The organism is Microbacterium kyungheense (genome assembly GCF_006783905.1).
Taxonomy (GTDB): domain Bacteria; phylum Actinomycetota; class Actinomycetes; order Actinomycetales; family Microbacteriaceae; genus Microbacterium; species Microbacterium kyungheense.
In genome coordinates, this window is record NZ_VFPE01000002.1 from 318,300 (window position 1) to 336,070 (window position 17,771).

The 17,771-nt window shown below is 71.6% G+C and carries 16 protein-coding genes; 10 read left to right on the top strand and 6 right to left on the bottom strand.

The genetic code is table 11. The annotated features are described in order from the left end of the window. Position 1 precedes the first annotated feature (1 nt). A complete protein-coding gene (locus FB391_RS08190; RefSeq protein WP_141893954.1) occupies positions 2-895 on the top strand; it encodes a carbohydrate ABC transporter permease in 894 nt (297 codons plus the stop codon). Positions 896-941: 46 nt separating this feature from the next. After that, a complete protein-coding gene (locus tag FB391_RS08195; protein WP_141893955.1) occupies positions 942-2,135 on the top strand; it encodes a glycoside hydrolase family 1 protein in 1,194 nt (397 codons plus the stop codon). A 202-nt stretch (positions 2,136-2,337) separates the two neighbouring features. Here the strand turns inward: FB391_RS08195 and FB391_RS08200 are convergent, their stop codons facing one another. Continuing rightward, positions 2,338-3,447 (bottom strand): class I SAM-dependent methyltransferase, encoded by a 1,110-nt coding sequence (locus tag FB391_RS08200; protein ID WP_141893956.1) that lies wholly within the window; start codon positions 3,445-3,447, stop codon positions 2,338-2,340. A gap of 23 nt (positions 3,448-3,470) precedes the next feature. On the opposite strand from FB391_RS08200, the gene FB391_RS08205 reads away from it, so the two are divergent. After that, entirely contained in the window at positions 3,471-3,902 is a 432-nt protein-coding gene (locus FB391_RS08205; RefSeq protein WP_141893957.1) for a MarR family winged helix-turn-helix transcriptional regulator, read from the top strand. A 57-nt stretch (positions 3,903-3,959) separates the two neighbouring features. Beyond that, positions 3,960-4,424, top strand: a complete 465-nt coding sequence (locus FB391_RS08210; RefSeq protein WP_141893958.1) for a DUF3817 domain-containing protein — start codon at positions 3,960-3,962, stop codon at positions 4,422-4,424. A 9-nt stretch (positions 4,425-4,433) separates the two neighbouring features. Here FB391_RS08210 and FB391_RS08215 read toward each other — a convergent pair whose 3' ends face one another. Continuing rightward, entirely contained in the window at positions 4,434-4,802 is a 369-nt protein-coding gene (locus FB391_RS08215) for a VOC family protein (RefSeq protein WP_141893959.1), read from the bottom strand. Between the two features lie 186 nt (positions 4,803-4,988). Between FB391_RS08215 and FB391_RS08220 the strand changes: the two genes are divergently transcribed. The 4 genes from FB391_RS08220 to FB391_RS08235 all read left to right on the top strand — a co-directional run bounded on the left by FB391_RS08220 (position 4,989) and on the right by FB391_RS08235 (position 10,814). After that, positions 4,989-7,544 carry an ATP-dependent Clp protease ATP-binding subunit gene (locus FB391_RS08220; RefSeq protein ID WP_141893960.1) on the top strand — a complete coding sequence of 852 codons (2,556 nt, stop codon included), beginning with the start codon at positions 4,989-4,991 and terminating at the stop codon, positions 7,542-7,544. Between the two features lie 63 nt (positions 7,545-7,607). After that, entirely contained in the window at positions 7,608-8,477 is an 870-nt protein-coding gene (locus FB391_RS08225) for an LLM class flavin-dependent oxidoreductase (RefSeq protein WP_141893961.1), read from the top strand. Next, a complete protein-coding gene (locus FB391_RS08230; protein WP_141893962.1) occupies positions 8,474-9,241 on the top strand; it encodes an LLM class flavin-dependent oxidoreductase in 768 nt (255 codons plus the stop codon). The genes FB391_RS08225 and FB391_RS08230 overlap by 4 nt, the downstream gene beginning before the upstream one ends. 31 nt (positions 9,242-9,272) lie before the next feature. Beyond that, positions 9,273-10,814, top strand: coding sequence for an ATP-dependent DNA ligase (locus FB391_RS08235; protein ID WP_141893963.1), 1,542 nt, complete (start codon positions 9,273-9,275; stop codon positions 10,812-10,814). Between the two features lie 22 nt (positions 10,815-10,836). Here the strand turns inward: FB391_RS08235 and FB391_RS08240 are convergent, their stop codons facing one another. Next, positions 10,837-11,493, bottom strand: coding sequence for a response regulator (locus FB391_RS08240; RefSeq protein ID WP_141893964.1), 657 nt, complete (start codon positions 11,491-11,493; stop codon positions 10,837-10,839). Next, entirely contained in the window at positions 11,490-13,175 is a 1,686-nt protein-coding gene (locus FB391_RS08245) for a sensor histidine kinase (RefSeq protein WP_141893965.1), read from the bottom strand. The genes FB391_RS08240 and FB391_RS08245 overlap by 4 nt, the downstream gene beginning before the upstream one ends. A 148-nt stretch (positions 13,176-13,323) precedes the next feature. Here FB391_RS08245 and FB391_RS08250 point away from each other — a divergent pair, with 148 nt between their 5' ends. Next, positions 13,324-14,859, top strand: coding sequence for a CitMHS family transporter (locus FB391_RS08250; RefSeq protein WP_141893966.1), 1,536 nt, complete (start codon positions 13,324-13,326; stop codon positions 14,857-14,859). Positions 14,860-14,896: 37 nt separating this feature from the next. Next, on the top strand, positions 14,897-15,589 hold the full coding sequence (locus FB391_RS08255; protein WP_141893967.1) for an NAD-dependent deacylase: 693 nt from the start codon (positions 14,897-14,899) through the stop codon (positions 15,587-15,589). Between the two features lie 65 nt (positions 15,590-15,654). On the opposite strand, the gene FB391_RS08260 is transcribed toward FB391_RS08255, so the two are convergent. Together FB391_RS08260 and FB391_RS08265 are read right to left on the bottom strand one after the other, a co-directional pair. Next, positions 15,655-16,926 (bottom strand): sugar ABC transporter permease, encoded by a 1,272-nt coding sequence (locus FB391_RS08260; protein WP_141893968.1) that lies wholly within the window; start codon positions 16,924-16,926, stop codon positions 15,655-15,657. Beyond that, positions 16,923-17,765, bottom strand: coding sequence for an ATP-binding cassette domain-containing protein (locus FB391_RS08265; RefSeq protein ID WP_141893969.1), 843 nt, complete (start codon positions 17,763-17,765; stop codon positions 16,923-16,925). Before FB391_RS08265 ends, FB391_RS08260 begins: the two co-directional genes overlap by 4 nt. Positions 17,766-17,771 lie beyond the last annotated feature (6 nt).

Below are 17,771 nucleotides of genomic sequence, written 5' to 3' on the forward strand. Positions count from 1 at the left end.
CATGACCACCACCCTCGAGACGGTCGCCGTCGCGGCGACCGAGCCCCCGCAGCCCCGCCCGCCGCGCAAGCCCGTCCGCTGGGGCGACCTCGCGGTGCTGATCGTGCTCTCCGTCGGCCTCGCGGCCACCGTGCTGCCGTTCGTCTGGATGGTGCTCGGCGCCTTCAAGACGAAGGCCGAGATCATGGCGCGCCCGGTCACCTGGTGGCCGCAGCATCCCACCCTCGAGAACTTCCGTGCGTGGCTGTTCGAGTTCGACATCGCACGCCCGTTCTTCAACTCGGTGTTCCTGGCGGCGGTCACCGTCGCCACGACCCTGCTGTTCTCGTCGATGGTGGGCTGGGCGCTGGCGAAGATGACCTTCCCCGGCAAGAACGTGATCATCGTCGTCGTGCTGTCGACGCTGTTCGTTCCCGGCATCGTCACCCTGATCCCGCAGTTCGTGCTCGTCGCGAACCTGGGGATGGTCAACACCTACTGGGGGCTGATCCTGCCGGGAATGGTGGGCGCGTTCGGCGTCTTCCTCATGCGGCAGTTCATGCTCGAGATCCCCGATTCGCTGCTGGACGCGGCGCGGATCGACGGCGCGGGGGAGTTCCGCACGTTCTTCCAGATCGTGCTGCCCCTGTGCAAGGCGCCGTTGGCGACGCTCGCGATCTTCACCTTCATGGGGTCGTGGAACGGCTTCCTGTGGCCGCTGATCATCTCGCAGGACGACTCGATGTACACCCTCCCGGTGTCGCTGGCGCTGTTCTCGGCCGAGGCCGGCGGCCACGGGTCCGACTACGGGCTCCAGATGGCGGGGTCCTTCCTCATCGTCGTCCCGGTGCTCATCCTCTTCATCGCCATGCAGCGCCACTTCATCCAGGGGATCGCCCTGACCGGGATCAAGTGACCCGGGATCCCGCGACATCCGTCCCTACGAAAGGAAATCCGCATTCATGAGCAGTGTCATCGCCGCACCCGAGGGGTTCATCTGGGGAGCGGCCACCGCCGGTCACCAGATCGAGGGCGGCAACGTCAACACCGGGCACTGGGAGAACGAGTACGCCCCCGGCACCGAGATCCCGGAGCCGTCGGGTGACGCGTGCGACTCGTACCACCGGTACCCCGAAGACATCGCGCTGCTGGCGGAGGCCGGTCTCACCGCGTACCGGTTCTCGCTGGAGTGGTCGCGCATCGAACCCGAGGAGGGTGTGGTCTCGCGTGCGCAGCTCGCGCACTACCGGCGCATGATCGACACGTGCCGCGACCACGGCGTGCAGCCGATCGTGACGCTGCACCACTTCACCTTCCCGCGGTGGTGGGATCACTCCGGCGGCTGGTACGCCGAGCAGAGCACGGACCGGTTCCGGCGCTTCACAGAGATCGCGGCCACGATCCTCGACGACGTGGACCTCGTCGTCACGATCAACGAGCCGAACATGATGGTGAACCAGACCGAGGCGCGCATCGACACCGAGAACGGCGTCAACTTCCCCGGCCCGTCCCCGTTCGTGGCGCGGGCGATCGCCGAGGCGCACCACGCCTCGACCGAGGTGCTGCGCGGCGTGGGCGGCATCCGATCGGGGTGGACCGTGGCGAACCAGGTGTTCCAGGCCGTGCCCGGGTGGGAGGAGCAGCGCGACGAATGGCAGTACTGGCGCGAGGACTTCTTCCTCGAGCAGTCGCGGAACGACGACTTCATCGGCGTGCAGTCCTACCTGCGCACCATCATCGGGCCGACCGACGACGAGCTGGGGTACGGGCCGCAGCCGTGGCCCGAGGGCACCGAGCGCACGCTGACCGGGTGGGAGTACTACCCCGAGGCGCTGGGCCACGCGCTCCGGCACACCCGCGAGGTCACCGGCGGCATCCCGATGCTCGTCACCGAGAACGGCATGGCCACCTCCGACGACTCCCGCCGCATCGACTACACGACCGGCGCGCTGGCGGGCATGGCCGCGGCGATGGCCGACGGCTGCGACGTGCGCGGATACCTGCACTGGTCGCTGCTCGACAACTACGAGTGGGGGTCCTTCCGTCCCACGTTCGGCCTGATCGCCGTCGACCACGAGACGTTCGCCCGCACGCCGAAGCCGAGCCTGGGGTGGCTCGGCGACCTCGCGCAGCGCAATGTGATCCCCGTGGGCTGAGATCGACGAGCGCCACGTGAGGTTCGCGTGAGAATCGGGCGATCCCGCGTAATAACTGCGCGGGTTGCGCGTCTCTCAGTCGGGGATATGCCGGAGCCCCGGTCCGGCGGCCCCGGCCGCGAGTCCCGAGCTTGTGGCTACCGGGGGAGCCGGCATCTCGCGTCGGCCCCCCGGTCATCGGGGACACGCCCGTTCTGGCGCGTCAGCGGCGCGTCGACGCGGTGATCGTGAACTTCGCGTTGCGGGCGATCTGGCGGGTCGGCCCGACGATCCGCTCCAACGCCGGCCGGTAGCGCAGCGCCGAATTCCACACGACCCACAGCTCGCCGCCGGGGCGCAGCGCGCGCGCGGCATCGGCGAACATGCGTGGCGCGATGCCCTCGTGCACCGCGGCGCCGGAGTGGAACGGCGGATTCAGCGCGATGAAGGCGGCCGAGCCGTCGGCCTGCGTTCCCAGCATGTCGTCGCGCAGCACCTCGACGCGGTCGCCGACGCCGTTGGCCTCCGTCGTCGCGCGTGCCGAGGCGACGGCGGCCGCCGACTGGTCGCACGCGACGATCCGGAGCGAGGGATGCCGCAGAGCCAGCGTCGTCGCGATGACCCCGGTGCCGCACGCCAGATCGACGACGGTGCCGTCCGACGGGACTGTGGCGGGCAGGTGGTCGAGCAGGAACCGGGTGCCGATGTCGACGGCCGCGCCGGCGAACGCACCGCCGTACGCGCACACCACGAGGTCACCGTGGCTCTCGCGCGCCGGCGCCGGGTCGCGCCCGGCGACCGGGCCTCGGGCGATGAGCACGCGAGACTTCTGCCGCGCATGACTGACGTCCACGCGCGTGAAGTGCGCGCCGAGCACGTCGTTCATGGCGACGGTCATGTGCTTGAGACGCCCGCCGGCGTAGACGACGACCTCCGGCGCCGCGTGCGCGGCGATCAGTCCCGCGATGTCGCGCAGCGCGTCCAACGCGCGGGGGAGCCGCAGCAGCACCACCTGGGCACCCTGCGCGAGCGCCGCGTCCAGCGGCAGCGACGCCACGGCGTCCGCCAGCCCGAGGCGTTCGGCGTTGGCATGCAGCGCGCGCTCACCGGTGAGCGCATCCTGGTGCACGCGGATGCCGCGGGCGCCGCCGGATGCCGCCCCGAGGGCGAGCGCACCATAGGCGTCGCCGACCACGACGAGGCGCCCCGCGGGAAGGCCCGTGCGGGCGGCAGCGGATTCGTCGAGGATCAGCCGGTCGGCGGCATCCACCGCGACGAGACCGGGCGCCTCGACGTCGGGCCACCGGCGCAGGTCGTCGAGCGGGAACGTCACCGTCCCACGGTAGCGGGGCTAGCATGAAGCGCGTGTCGTCCGAGCGTCCCTTCAGTCCCGTCATCTCGCTCCTCACCGTCGCGAGCGTCTGGGATGCGCACCTCGGCGCGCAGTTGCGCGACCTCGGCCTGACGACGCGCAAGTACGGGCTGCTCGCGCACATCCGCTCGACGCCCGGGATCTCGTTCAGCGAGCTCGCGCGGCGCTCGCAGATCACCGTACAGTCCGCGCACACGGCGGTGCAGTCGCTCGTCGCCGACGGTCTCGTCGCCGACGCGACCGCGCACGCGGGAGCGGCGTCCGACCTGCGCGTCACCGAGCGCGGCGGAGACATGCTGCGCGCCGCTGAGCAGCGGCTCGCGGCGCTCGACGAGGGGCTCGCGTCGGGTGCGCCGGCGCTGGCAGCCGCGCTCAAGGGGCTGCATGAGGAGCCGTTCGGTCTCGACCACGGCTGACTCCCGCGCTCGGCGGACCTTCAGAAAGCCTGAAGCTGTTTCAGTTAGGCTGAAGGTGTGTTCCGCAATCCTCACACCCTCTTCCGTGCGCTCGCGATCGCCGAGGCGATCTCGTGGACGCTCCTCATCGCCGGCCTGATCATCCGGGCGACGACCGACTGGGCGCTCGGCGTCACCATCGGCGGCGGCATCCACGGCTTCATCTTCCTGTCGTACGGCGCCACCGTGCTCCTCGTCGCCCTCAACAACCGCTGGCGGGCCGTCCCCACGATCGTCGCCCTCGTGAGTGCCGTCGTGCCCTACGCCACGATCCCCGCCGAGCTGTGGCTGCAGCGCACCGGCCGCCTCGCGGGTGCGTGGCGTCTCGACGCGACGGACGACCCCCGTGACGGCCGCTGGCACGACCGCCTGATGCGGTGGTTCCTGCGTCGTCCGTGGGTGCTCGGGGCGCTCATCGCCCTCGCCGTGATCGCCCTGTTCGCTGTGCTGCTGCTCATCGGCCCGCCCGGCGGGCGCGACTGAGGCCGACGCTCAGCGCGGCGGCAGCTGCTGCAGCGTCCAGCTGTTGCCGTCGGGGTCGTCGAACTGCACGAAGCGGCCCCACGCCTGCTCGTCGACGCCGCGGGCGTCGACATCGACGCTCTTCAGATGCGCCAGAGCCTCGTCGGCGTCGCCGACCACGAGCTGCACCGTCTTCTGCTGGCCGGGCGCGAGGTCGATCCCGAGGCCCGTGCCGAACGCGATCGAGCAGGCGGACCCAGGCGGCGTCACCTGCACGAAGCGCAGGCCCTCGAACGGTCTCTGGTCGTGGTCGACGTGCCAGCCGATGCGCTCGTAGAACTCCTTTGCGCGATCGACATCGTTGACCGGCACGAAGATGAGCTCGATCTTCCAGTCCATGGTTGTCCCTCTCGTCGCTGTCGGATCCCCTCCGTCTGCGACGCTACGCCGCGGTGCCGACATGCGCGCGTGACGGACTGTTTCGCGGGCGGGGGAATACCTGTGAGCTCCTCCTGTTGAACTTGACATCGCATGTGTCAAGTTCGAAACTTGATGCCTGTCCACTCAAGTTTCAGGAGAGACGGAATGCCCGAAGACTTCAACTCCCAGCCCGGTGACGGCAGCGCGTTCGACGACTTCCTGGCGCGCTACCTCGCCGGCGAGCGCGCCCGCGCGGAGCGTTCGATCGACCTCAGCCGGTTCCTCGGGGCGCGGACGCAGGAGCTGCTGCAGCGCGCCGGCAAGTACGCGCTCGACCGCGGTCAGCTCGAGCTCGACGCGCTGCACGTGCTGCGCATCCTCGCCGCGGAGGAGCCCGCCCGCGAGGCGATCCGCGGCATCGGCGCCGACCCCGACGCGATCGTCCGCGCCACCGAGGAGCGCCTGCCTGCGGCATCCGGTGCCGCCGACGTCGACGGCGCGGTGATCACGCCCTCGGTGCAGCGTGCTCTGTTCCACTCCTTCCAGGTCGCGCGCTCGTCCGGCTCGACCTACGTCGACCCCGAGCACCTGTTCTTCGCCCTCGTCCTCGCGCAGGACACGCCCGCCGGCCAGGTGCTGGCACGCGCCGGGGTGACCGCCGAGGCGCTCACGCAGGGCGCCCGCGAGACGGTCGCGCCGTCCGGGACGACCGCGCGGGACGAAGAGGGGGATGTCGCGGCATCCGCTTCTCCGATGCTCGACACCTACGGCACCGACCTGACCGCTCGCGCGGCATCCGGTGAGCTGGACCCCGTGATCGGACGCGCCGACGAGATCGAGCAGACGATCGAGATCCTGAGCCGCCGCACCAAGAACAACCCGGTGCTGGTGGGCGAGGCCGGCGTCGGCAAGACGGCGATCGTCGAGGGTCTGGCCCAGGCGATCATCGCCGGCGACGTGCCCGAGCAGCTGATCGGCAAGCGCGTCGTCGCGCTCGATCTGCCGGCGATGCTGGCGGGCACCCGGTACCGCGGCGACTTCGAGGAGCGCCTCACCAAGACGATGGACGAGATCTCGGCCCGCAAGGGTGAGCTCATCGTCTTCATCGACGAGGTGCACACCGTGGTGGGCGCGGGTGGTGCGGGTGACGGCGGCATGGACGCCGGCAACATCCTCAAGCCGCGCCTCGCGCGTGGCGAGCTGCACCTCGTGGGCGCGACGACGCTCAAGGAGTACCGCGTCATCGAGAAGGACCCGGCGCTGGAGCGCCGCTTCCAGCCGGTGCGCGTCGGCGAGCCCTCGATCGAGGACGCCGTCCTCATCCTGCGGGGGCTCAAGCCCGCGTACGAGGAGCACCACGGCATCGTCTACACCGACGAGGCGCTGCGCGCCGCCGTGGAGCTGAGCGACCGGTACCTCACCGAGCGCGTGCTGCCCGACAAGGCGATCGACCTCATCGACCAGGCCGGTGCGCGCCTGCGGCTGCGCCTGGGCGCCAAGGTCGACGTGAGTGCGCTCGTCGAGCGTCTGGCGACCCTCGAGGCCGACAAGAACGCCGCCGTCTCGGCGGAGCACTACGAAGAGGCCTCGCAGATCCGGGACCAGATCGCCGAGGTGCAGGAGCGACTGGAGCGGGCGACCGCCTCCGGTGCCGCGACGACCACCGCCGCGATCGTCGACGAGCCTGAGATCGCGGCCGTGATCAGCCGGGCCACCGGCATCCCGGTCAACCGGCTCACCGAGACGGAGCGCGAGCGCCTCGCCTCGCTGGAGGACGAGCTGCACGATCGCGTGATCGGCCAGGACGACGCGGTGACCGCTGTGGCCAAGGCCGTGCGCCGCAACCGCACCGGAATGGGCGACGCACGTCGTCCCGTCGGGTCGTTCCTCTTCCTCGGACCCACCGGTGTCGGCAAGACCGAGCTCGCGAAGGCCCTCGCGGCGTCGCTGTTCGACGACGAGGGCGCCGTGATCCGCTTCGACATGAGCGAGTTCGGCGAGCGCCACACGGTGTCGCGCCTCGTCGGGGCCCCTCCCGGATACGTCGGCTACGACGAGGCCGGCCAGCTCACCGAGCGCGTGCGGCGCAACCCGTACTCGATCGTGCTGTTCGACGAGATCGAGAAGGCGCACCCGGACGTGTTCAACCTGCTGCTGCAGGTGCTGGACGACGGGCGTCTGACCGACGGCCAGGGTCGCACGGTCGACTTCCGCAACACGGTCGTCGTGATGACCTCGAACCTCGGGTCGGAGTTCCTCGCCTCGCGCGGCGGCGCCATCGGCTTCCTCGCCGACGGCGGGGGATCGACCGGCTTCGGCTCGGAGAAGGACCTGCGCGACCGCGTGTTCGCGAAGCTGCGCGAGGCGATGCGGCCGGAGTTCCTCAACCGCATCGACGAGATCGTGCTGTTCCGCAAGCTCGAGAAGCCGCAGCTGCAGAGCATCGTGCGACTGCTGCTGGCGGCATCCGATGCCCGGCTCGCCAAGCGGGACGTCGGGCTGGTCGTCACCGACGAGGCCGTGGCATGGCTGGCCGACAACGGCTACGAGCCCGAGTACGGCGCCCGGCCGCTGCGCCGCCTGATCCAGCGCGAGGTCGACGACCGCATCGCGGACCTGTTCGTGACGGGTGCGCTGGTGGACGGCGGCACGGTGACGGTGGATGCCGCCGCCGGCGCGCTGACCGTGCTCGCCGCCGCGCCGTTCGCGACCGCGGCCTGATCCGCGTCCGGCACCCGCGATGTCCGCATCGCGGGTGTCGGCGGGTCCTGCCAGAGTGGGACCATGAGCCGCATCGGTGCGATCTTCAACCCGTACACCCATACGCCGGACGAGTTCCATGACGCCGTGATCGCGGCGGAGCGGGCCGGTGTGCCCGAGCTGTGGATCTGGGAGGACTGCTTCCGGCAGTCGGCGTTCGCGACGGTGGGTGCCGCTCTCGCCTGGACGCAGGCGCTGCGCATCGGGGTCGGCATCGCGCCGATGCCGCTGCGCAACGTCGCCGCGACGGCGATGGAGATCGCGACGATCGAACGGCTCTTCCCCGGTCGCCTCCTACCGGGCGTGGGGCACGGCGTCCTCGACTGGATGGGGCAGGCCGGGGCGCGCGTCGCCTCGCCGCTGACCCTGATGCGCGAGTACGTCCCCGCGCTGCGCGGCCTGGTCGCCGGTGAGCGGGTGACGACGGCGGGCCGCTATGTCACGCTCGACGCGGTGCAGCTGGACTACCCGCCGTCGACGCCGCCGCGGGTGTACGCGGCGGCCGAGGGCCCCAAGACGCTGCGTGTGAGCGGCGAGGTGGCCGATGGCACGGTGCTCGACAGCGGTCACACCGCGGCGGAGTACCGGAGCGCGATCGCCGCGATCCGCGAGGCCCGTGCCCAGGCCGGCCGGGGCGACGACCACGATGTCGTCGCCTATGTGGTCACCGCGTTCGGCGCGGACGCCGAAGCGCGCGCCATCGCGGACGTGGGCGACAAGCCCGACCCGGCGGAGCGCGCACTGTGGGGGGATCCCGCGCAGGTCGCCGCAGGCGCCCGGCGCTTCTTCGACGCGGGCGTCGACGACGTCGTGCTGCTGCCGGCGTCGCGGGGCGACATCGCCGAGTTCTACGCCGCGGCCGGCGAGGTCGCGCGGATCACGGCGGGCGCATGAGCGCCGTCGTCTCGATCGGCATCGCCGCCGCAGCCGGCGCCGACGTCGCCGCACGCCTCGCGCCCGAGGTGGAGCGGGCGGGCTTTCATGCACTGTGGGTCAACGACACCCCGGGCGCGGACGCGCTGGGCGTGCTCGCGGCCGCCGCGCGCGTGACGGACCGCCTGGTGCTCGCCACCGGGGTGCTGCCGGTCGATCGGCGCAGCACCGACGAGATCCTCGACCGGGTCGCGCAACACGGGCTCCCGCAGGACCGGCTGGTGCTGGGCATCGGATCGGGCGCGCGAGCGGCGGGGGCCCTCGCGCGCGTGAAAGAAGCGGCGGCCGCGCTGGAGGTGCAGTCGCAGGCTCGCATCGTCGTCGGCGCCCTCGGCCCGAGGATGCGGCGGCTCGCGGTGACGGCGTCCGACGGCGTGCTGCTGAGCTGGCTCACGCCGCAGGCCGCCCGGTCGCAGGCGCACGAGGCCCACGACCTCGCGCCGGACGCGCATGTCGCACTGTACGTGCGCGCCGCGACCGACCCCGCGGCGATCGCGCGATTGGATGCCGAGGCAGACCGGTATGCCGGCTACCCGGCGTACGCGGCCAACTTCGAACGGCTGGGGATCGCCGCCGTCGACACCGTGCTGAGACCCCATGAGGTCGCCGACGGTCTCGCGGCGTATCGCGACGTCGTCGACGAGGTCGTGCTGCGTGCGATCGTGGCCGACGACACCGTGGACGCCTACCTGTCCTTCATTGCCGCTGCCGCCGCCGCACTGTAGGCGTGTCGGCGACCGGTGCGAGAATCCCCTCATGCTGCTGCAGGAACTCGTGACGGCGACGGATGCCGTCGCGGCGACGTCGTCGCGTCTGGCCAAGGTCGCCGTGCTCGCCGATGTGCTGCGCCGACTCGACGCCGACGAGGTCGCGCCCGCGATCGGGTTCCTGCTCGCCTCGCCGCGGCAGGGGAGGCTGGGCGTGGGCTGGCGCAGCGTCGCGAACCTCGACCTGCCGCACGCCGATGATCCGTCGCTGACGATCCTCGAGGTCGATGCGGCATTGGACCGCCTCGCGGGGGCCGACGGACCCGGCTCCGTCGCGACGCGCTCCGCAGAGCTGCGCTCGCTCGCCGCCCTGGCGACGTCGGAGGAGTGGGACCTCGTGGTGCGCATCATCCTGGGGGAGCTGCGGACGGGCGCGCTCGAGGGGGTCCTGCTCGACGCGGTCGCGAAGGCCGCCGAGCGCGCGCCGGCCGCCGTCCGCCGCGCGGCCATGCTCTCGGGCGACGTCGGCGAGACCGCACGACTGGCGCTGACGGGCACCACCGAAGAGCTCGACGCGGTGGGCCTCCAGGTCGGCCGACCCGTGATGCCGATGCTCGCCGCGACGGCCGGCAGCGCAACCGACGCGCTGACGGGCTTCGCCGCCGACGGGCGGCCGGTCGCGGCATCCGTCGAGTACAAGCTCGACGGCGCCCGCATCCAGGTTCATCGCGACGGCGACGATGTGCACGTCTACACGCGCAGCCTCGCCGAGATCACCCACCGCGTTCCCGAGATCGTCGAGGCCGTGCGCGCGCTGCCTGCCGAGCGCGTGATCCTGGACGGCGAGACGCTCACGCTCGACGAGGACGGCGGCCCCCGGCCCTTCCAGGACACCATGGCGCGGTTCGGCTCCGAGACCGAGGCGGCCGCGGTGCTGCGCCCGTGGTTCTTCGACATCCTCCATCTCGACGGACGCGACCTCATCGACGAGCCGCTGTCTGCGCGGCTGGAGGCGCTCTCGCGCGTCGCCGGCGACGCGCGCATGCCCGGCATCGTGACCGACGACCCCGTGCGGGCGGAGGAGTTCTCGCGCGAGGCGCTCGCCGCGGGCCACGAGGGCGTCATGGTCAAGGCTATCGACGCGCCCTACGCGGCCGGGCGGCGCGGCAAGAGCTGGCTGAAGGTCAAGCCGGTCCTCACCTACGACCTCGTGGTGCTGGCGGTCGAGCCGGGGTCGGGGCGGCGTACCGGCCAGCTCTCGAACCTGCACCTCGGAGCGCTGGACCCCGCCGGCGAGTTCGGGGAGCCCGGCGGCTTCGTCATGGTGGGCAAGACGTTCAAGGGCCTCACCGATGCGACCCTGCGCTGGCAGACCGAGCACTTCCCGACGATCGAGACCCATCGTTCGGCGTACGCCTTGCACGTGCGCCCTGTGACCGTGGTCGAGATCGCGATCGACGGCGTCCAGCGGTCCGCGCGGTACCCCGGCGGCGTCGCGCTGCGGTTCGCGCGCGTCAAGGGCTACCGTCCCGACAAGCGCCCCGAGGACGCCGACACCATCCAGACGCTGCGCGGACTCCTGCGAGCCTGATCCGGAACCGGCGCCCGGCCCATCAGCGCCGGGCAGCCAGGTAGCGGTGCTCGGGGCGGCCGGTGGTGCCGTAGCGCAGGCGCACCTCGACCTGGCCGCGGGTCGCCAGTGCGGAGAGGTGGCGCTGCGCCGTCGCGCGCGAGATCCCCACGCGGTCGGCGATCTCGGCCGCCGAGGCCTCGTCGTCGCCCAGACCGTCGAGGATGAGCTGCTCGGTCGCAGAGCGCGACACCGACGCGGGCTCGGCCCCGCCGTGCATGATCGAGAGCGCACGGTCGATCTGCTCCTGTCCGAGCGCGCGATCGGTGCTGAGCACGTTGCGCATGCGGGCGTAGCGATCCAGTCGGTCCGCGAGCAGGCGCGGCTCGAAGGGCTTCGTCAGGTACGCCAGCGCGCCGGCGCGCAGCGCACGGTGCACGGTGGCGGCATCCGTCGCCGCCGACAGCAGGAACGCGTCGACGGCGGCACCGGCGACGAAATCGACGCCGTCGCCGTCGGGCAGGAAGACGTCCACCAGCAGCAGATCCGGCGCATGGCTGCGGATGGCCTGGCGCGCCGCACCCAGCGAGTGCACCGGGTCGAGTGCGGTGAAGCCCGGCCGCGCCGCGGCGATGTCGCGGTGCAGACCCGCGACACGGAAGTCGTCGTCGATCACCAGGACGCGGATGGGGTCGGTCATTCGTCCTCCTTCGGATCGGCCGACGCGGCTGCGTCCGCCGGAGCGCCTGCCCGGCGCAGCGCGCCGGCGATGCGCGCGGCGAACACGGCACCGCGCGGGGCGCGGTGCGCCGCGCCGCCGGGATCGATGAGCCATACGTCGCCGCCATGACGGCGAGCGAGGTCCCGCGACAGCGGCAGTCCGAACCCGTGCCCATGGACGGTGTCGGCGGCGTTGTCCGCATCCGGGTGCGGGCGGTCTCCGGCGGCAGCGAACGGATCGCGTCCGGGCGTCACCCCCGGCCCCGAATCCGTCACCGTCACCACCACGTCGTCACCGTCTCCGAACAGCGCGACCTCGACCCATGCGGGGCCCCCTGCCGACACTGCTGCCCGCACCGCGTTGTCGACGAGGTTGCCGAGGATCGCCGCGGTGTCCTCGGCCTCGGCCAACTCGCCCAGCAGCAGCGTGTCGGGCGCTATACGCACCGTGACGCCGCGCTCGCGCGCCGTCACGGCCAGCGCGCCCACGAGCGACTGCAGGAACGGGTCGGATACGCGCTCGATGCCGTCGACGGCGAAGTCGACCGCGCCGCGGGCCGTCAGCTCGCCGAGGAACCCGCGGGCGTCGTCCACGCGCCCGGCATCGAGCAGACCCGCGGCGACGTGGAGGCGGTTGGCGAACTCGTGCCGCTGGACCCGGAGGGCGTCGGTCATCGCGCGCACCGTCTCCAGGCGCCCCGCGAGCGCCTCCACGTCGGTACGGTCGCGCACGACCACGACGTGGCCGAGGGCGCGCGCATCACGTCGCACGGGGCGCGTGTCGACATAGAGCACGCGGTCCCCGACGACGGCCTCCACGCCGTTCCCGCCCTCGCGGACGCCGCGCCGCAGCTCGTCGGGCAGGCCCAGGTCGTCGAAGGCGCGGCCGACCGGCGCGTCGACCGCCAGCATCCGCTCCGCTGCACGATTGCAGACCCTCACGACACCGTCGGGGTCGATCGCGATCACGCCGTCGCCGACGCCGTCGAGCACCGCGGCCTGGTTCTGCACGAGCGAGACGAGCTCCTCCGGCTGCAGCCCGAGCGTCAGCCGCTCGAAGCGACGGCGCAGCAGCAGCGTCGCCAGGGTCGCCAGCGCGAGAGCGCCGCCCGCGGCGACTGCGATGGTGAGCACGAGCGCGGGCAGATCGTCGAAGACGCTCGCCCGCTCGAATCCGGCGCTCACCTCACCAACCGGGGACGCACCGTCGGCGCCGAAGATCGGCACCTTCGCGCGCGCCGACTCGCCCAGCGTGCCCACCTCCCAGTCGACCACCTCGTGCCCCTTCAGCACTTCGGCGAAGGGCGTCGAGACGACCTGACCCAGCAGCTCCTGGTTGGGGTGGGCGAGCCGGATGCCGTGATCGTCGGTGATCACGACGAACAGCGCATCGGTGCGCGCCGCCACCGCGGTGGCGATCTGCTGCAGCGTGCCGTCGCGGAGGTCGGCGGCATCCGGGGTTCCGGGATCTGCAGAGTACCCGGCGACCAGTGCGCGCACGTCGGGGTCCTCGGCGACCGTGCGGGCGATGTTGAGGGCGGACGCCTCGGACTCGGACCGGAGCTGCCGCACACCCAGCCACCCGAACACGGCGACGCACACCGCCACGACGGCGGTCACCGTGGCCAGCTGGACGAGCAGCAGGCGGGTCGCGAAGCGCATGGGACCACTGTGCCTCGCGTCGATCGTGAGCACAATGCGCAGAACACGCGGTACGCGCAGAACGCGACGCAATGCGGGTTAGCGCGCGCCGCCGGGTCCGCTCCGCCTAACCTCGCGGGATTGCACGACACGACGAAGGAGTCGACACATGCACGCGGTCATCCCGATCCTGCAAGCGGCGGACGACGCCGAAGGCTACGACACGGCGTTCCTGCCACCGGAAGGAGTGCTCGTCGCGCTCGGCTTCACGATGGTGCTGGTGTTCATGGCGCTGATCATGACGCGGCGCCTCACCCCCATGGTCGCGCTCATCGTGGTGCCGACCGCGTTCGGGCTCTTCGCGGGCGCCGGACTGGGCCTCGGCGACATGATCATCGACGCCATCGGCAGCATGGCGCCCACGGCGGCGCTGCTCATGTTCGCGATCATGTACTTCGGCATCATGATCGACGTCGGCCTGTTCGACCCGCTGATCCGCGTCATCACGCGCCTGCTCGGCGACGACCCCGCGAAGGTCGTCCTCGGCACGGCGATCCTCGCGGGCGCCGTGTCGCTCGACGGCGACGGTTCGACGACGTTCATCATCACGACCTCCGCGATGCTGCCGATCTACCTGCGGCTCGGGATGAGCCCCGTCGTGCTCACGTGCGTGGCGGGTCTCGTCAACGGCACGCTCAACATCGTGCCGTGGGGCGGGCCGACCGTCCGCGCGGCGACGGCGCTCGGTCTGGAGCCGACCGACATCTTCGTGCCGATGCTCCCCTCGCTCGCGGCGGGCCTCGTGATCGCACTGACCTTCGCCTGGTTCCTCGGCCTCGGCGAGCGCAAGCGCATCGGCCGGATCGACAGCGCCCGCCTGAGCGGCGGGGGAGCGGGCGGAGCGTCGCCGGCTCCCCGCATCTTCCGCCCGGCCGACGCGAAGCCCGGCGCGCGCGCCACCCTGCGCACCGGCAACATCGTCACCGTCGCAGGCGGCCGCGGGGCCGTCGCCGCCACCGCGGTGCTCGACCGCGACGACACCGCGATGGCCGACACGATGCTCGACCCGAACCGGGCCACGCTGCGGCCGAAGCTCATCTGGTTCAACCTCGCCTTGACGATCGCGGTGATGGTGCTGCTCGTGCTCGACGTGTTCCCCCTCGCGTACGTGTTCATGGTCGGCGCGGCGATCGCGCTGATGGTCAACTTCCGCAAGCTGAAGAGCCAGGCCGACGAGATCGTCGCCCACGCACCCAGCATCGTCGGGGTCGTCTCGATGGTGCTCGCGGCGGGCGTGCTGGTCGGCGTCCTCAACGGCACCGGGATGGTCGACGCGATGGCCACCTGGATCACGTCGGTGATCCCGGCCTCACTGGGGCCGTTCCTCGCCGTGATCACCGGCATCCTGTCGATCCCGTTCACGTTCTTCATGTCGAACGACGCCTTCTACTACGGCATCCTCCCCGTGCTGGCGCAGAGCGCCGCGCACTTCGGCATCGAGCCCGTCGAGATGGCCCGCGCATCGATCACCGGGCAGCCGGTGCACCTGCAGAGCCCGCTCGTGCCCGCGATCCTGCTGCTCGTGTCTCTGGCGAGCGTCAACCTGGGCGACCACCACAAGAAGGTGCTGTGGCGCGCGACCGTGGTGTCGCTCGCCATGCTCGCCGTCGGCGTGCTGGTCGGCGCTATCCCGCTGTTCGCGTAGCTCCGGCCGCACGATGCGCATGCGCCAGACTGGGCGCATGCGCATCGTCGTGCTCACCGGCGCCGGCATCTCGGCCGAGAGCGGCGTGCCCACCTTCCGGGGGCCCGACGGGCTGTGGGAGGGCCATCGCATCGAGGACGTCGCGACGCCCGCGGGCTACGACGCCGACCCCGAGGCGGTGCTGGCGTTCTACGACGCACGACGCCGGGCCCTGGCATCCGTCGCACCCAACGCCGCTCACCGCGCGCTCGCCCGCCTGGAGGGCGCGATCGGCGACGAGCTGCTCGTCGTGACCCAGAACGTCGATGATCTGCACGACCGCGCGGGCAGCCGCAACCTCATCCACATGCACGGCGAACTCCGGCGCGCCCGCTGCCTGGCGTGCGACGCCCGGCCGGAGTGGCAGGGCGACCTGATCGATCGGCCCCGGTGCCCGCGGTGCGGCGAGCGGATGCTGCGCCCCGACGTCGTCTGGTTCGGCGAGATGCCCTACGGCCTCGATCGCATCGAGCAGGCGGTCGTCGCGTGCGACGTGTTCGTGTCGATCGGAACCTCGGGGGAGGTGTACCCGGCGGCGGGATACGTCGCCCTCGCCGCCGCGTTCGGTGCCCGGACCGTCGAGCTGAACCTCGAGCCGAGCGATCCCGTGGTGCCGTTCGACGACGCGCGTGCCGGACGCGCGGGCGCTCTGGTGCCCGCCTGGGTCGAAGAGGTCCTGGCGCAGCGGTGACCGCGCAGACGAAGAGCGCCGGGTGGAGGCGGTCCACCCGGCGCTCTTCGCGTCTGTTGCTCGCGCTACATGCGCACCCCTCCGGAGCGCACCCTCGACAGCGCGTCGACCGTCGCCGCGAGGATCAGCACGCCGCCGGTGACGAGCAGGTTGATGCCGGCTGGCAGGTTGAGCAGGCCGAGGCCGTTGGTGATCGTCGCGATCACCAGCGCACCGATCGCCGCGTGGACGAGCCGGCCGCGTCCGCCGAAGAGGCTGACGCCGCCGACGACGGCGGCCGCGACGCCCGACAGCACGATGTCGCGTCCGACGGTGGCGTCGACCGCGCCGACGCGCGCGACGCTCAGCAGACCCGAGAACACGGCCAGGGCCGAGCAGATGACGAACGCCCACCACTTGATCCAGCGCACCTTGACGCCCGATCGGCGGGCGGCCTCGGCGTTGCCGCCGATCGCGTACAGGTAGCGGCCGAACTTCGTGCGGTCGAGCAGGAAGGTGCCGAGCCACAGCAGCGTCAGGACGATCGGCACGACGATCGGCACACCCGCGACCTCGACGACCGACTGGCCGCGGTTCTGGTTGAGGAAGTACACGACGATGCCGCCGCCGACCGCGATGGCCGCGAGCTTGATGAACACGAGCGACAGCGCGCGGTTCGGCACGCCGGCACGCGAGCGGCGCGAGCGATCCCAGAACGCGGTGCCGCCCGAGATGAGCAGCATGATGACGAGCATCGCCCAGCCGCCCCACACCGGCAGGTTGCCGTTCTGCAGCGCGATCAGCTCGGGCACCTCGAGGCGGAACTGACCGCCCGCGCCGATGACGACGAGCGCGAGCCCCTGGAACCCGAGGAACAGACCGAGCGTCACGACGAACGAGGGGATCCCGACACGCGCGACGAAGAAGCCGATGAGCGCGCCGGTGGCGAAGCCGAAGCCGAAGCCGATCAGGAGCGCCAGCGGCCACGGCACGTGGAACTGCGAGTTGAGCACCACGAACAGCGCCATGCCCACACCGCCCGTGACACCGGCCGACAGGTCGATCTCGCCGAGGAGCAGCACGAACACGAGCGCGATGCCGAGCACGACGAGCGTCGCCGCCTGGTTCATGAGGTTGGCGAAGTTGCGCTCGGTGAGGAAGTACGGGCTCAGGATCGAGAACAGGATGCCGAGCACGACGAGGCCGCCGACCGCGGGGAGGGCGCCCATGTCGCCGCCCCGCACGCGCTGCCACCAGGCCGAGAGCTGGTCGACGAGCCCGCCCTCGACGCCGCTTCCGATGAGATCGCTCGAGACGGGGTCGGGTGCCGCCTCGGTCCGGGTCGTGCTGCTGGTCATTCCGCGCCTCCTTCGGTGCGAATGGTGGAGGTGTCGATGATGTCGACGCCACCCTGCGGGGTCTTGGTGCCGGTGATGTACCCGACGATGTCGTCTCGCGTGGTCTCGGAGGTCGGGATCTGCGCGACCATCTGGCCGAGGTAGAGCACGGCGATGTCGTCGGCGACGGCGAACACGTCGGCGAGGTTGTGGCTGATGAGGATGACCGCGACGCCCTGCTCGGACAGCCGCTGGACGAGGTTGAGCACCTGTTCGGTCTGCGCGACGCCGAGTGCGGCCGTCGGCTCGTCGAGGATGACCACACGCGCCTTCTTGAGCACGGCGCGGGCGATCGCGACGGTCTGGCGCTGGCCGCCCGAGAGGCTGGAGACCTTCTGACGCACGGACTTGACGGTGCGCACCGACAGCGACCGCAGCGTGTCGGAGGCCTCCTTCTCCATGCGGCCCTCGTCGAACGTGCCGAACGAGAGCTCCTCGCGGCCGAGGAACATGTTCTGGACGATGTCGAGGTTGTCGCACAGCGCGAGGTCCTGGTAGACGACTTCGATGCCGAGTCCGGCGGCGTCCCGCGGCGCGTGCAGATCACGGTGGGTGCCGTCGATGAGCACCTCTCCCTCGTCGTACGGCTGCACGCCGGCGAGGCCCTTGATGAGGGTGGACTTACCCGCGCCGTTGTCGCCGACGAGAGCGGTGACCCGGCCGGGGCGGACGACGAGGTCGACGCCCTTGAGGACGCTCACCGGGCCGAACGACTTCTTGACTCCGACCAGTTTGATGATCGGCTCCGCGCCGACGCCGACGGGGGCGTCCACCGCGGGTGGGGAAATGGTGTCTGACATGCTCGC

Excerpts from the sequence above, each read along its gene's own strand:
- FB391_RS08190 (WP_141893954.1), top strand. The coding sequence starts at position 2 with ATGACCACCACCCTCGAGACGGTCGCCGTCGCGGCGACCGAGCCCCCG.
- FB391_RS08255 (WP_141893967.1), top strand. The coding sequence starts at position 14,897 with ATGCGCATCGTCGTGCTCACCGGCGCCGGCATCTCGGCCGAGAGCGGC.
- FB391_RS08205 (WP_141893957.1), top strand. The coding sequence starts at position 3,471 with ATGAAGCGCGTGTCGTCCGAGCGTCCCTTCAGTCCCGTCATCTCGCTC.
- FB391_RS08230 (WP_141893962.1), top strand. The coding sequence starts at position 8,474 with ATGAGCGCCGTCGTCTCGATCGGCATCGCCGCCGCAGCCGGCGCCGAC.
- FB391_RS08225 (WP_141893961.1), top strand. The coding sequence starts at position 7,608 with ATGAGCCGCATCGGTGCGATCTTCAACCCGTACACCCATACGCCGGAC.
- FB391_RS08240 (WP_141893964.1), bottom strand. The coding sequence starts at position 11,493 with ATGACCGACCCCATCCGCGTCCTGGTGATCGACGACGACTTCCGTGTC.
- FB391_RS08235 (WP_141893963.1), top strand. The coding sequence starts at position 9,273 with ATGCTGCTGCAGGAACTCGTGACGGCGACGGATGCCGTCGCGGCGACG.
- FB391_RS08220 (WP_141893960.1), top strand. The coding sequence starts at position 4,989 with ATGCCCGAAGACTTCAACTCCCAGCCCGGTGACGGCAGCGCGTTCGAC.
- FB391_RS08215 (WP_141893959.1), bottom strand. The coding sequence starts at position 4,802 with ATGGACTGGAAGATCGAGCTCATCTTCGTGCCGGTCAACGATGTCGAT.
- FB391_RS08195 (WP_141893955.1), top strand. The coding sequence starts at position 942 with ATGAGCAGTGTCATCGCCGCACCCGAGGGGTTCATCTGGGGAGCGGCC.
- FB391_RS08245 (WP_141893965.1), bottom strand. The coding sequence starts at position 13,175 with ATGCGCTTCGCGACCCGCCTGCTGCTCGTCCAGCTGGCCACGGTGACC.
- FB391_RS08250 (WP_141893966.1), top strand. The coding sequence starts at position 13,324 with ATGCACGCGGTCATCCCGATCCTGCAAGCGGCGGACGACGCCGAAGGC.
- FB391_RS08265 (WP_141893969.1), bottom strand. The coding sequence starts at position 17,765 with ATGTCAGACACCATTTCCCCACCCGCGGTGGACGCCCCCGTCGGCGTC.
- FB391_RS08260 (WP_141893968.1), bottom strand. The coding sequence starts at position 16,926 with ATGACCAGCAGCACGACCCGGACCGAGGCGGCACCCGACCCCGTCTCG.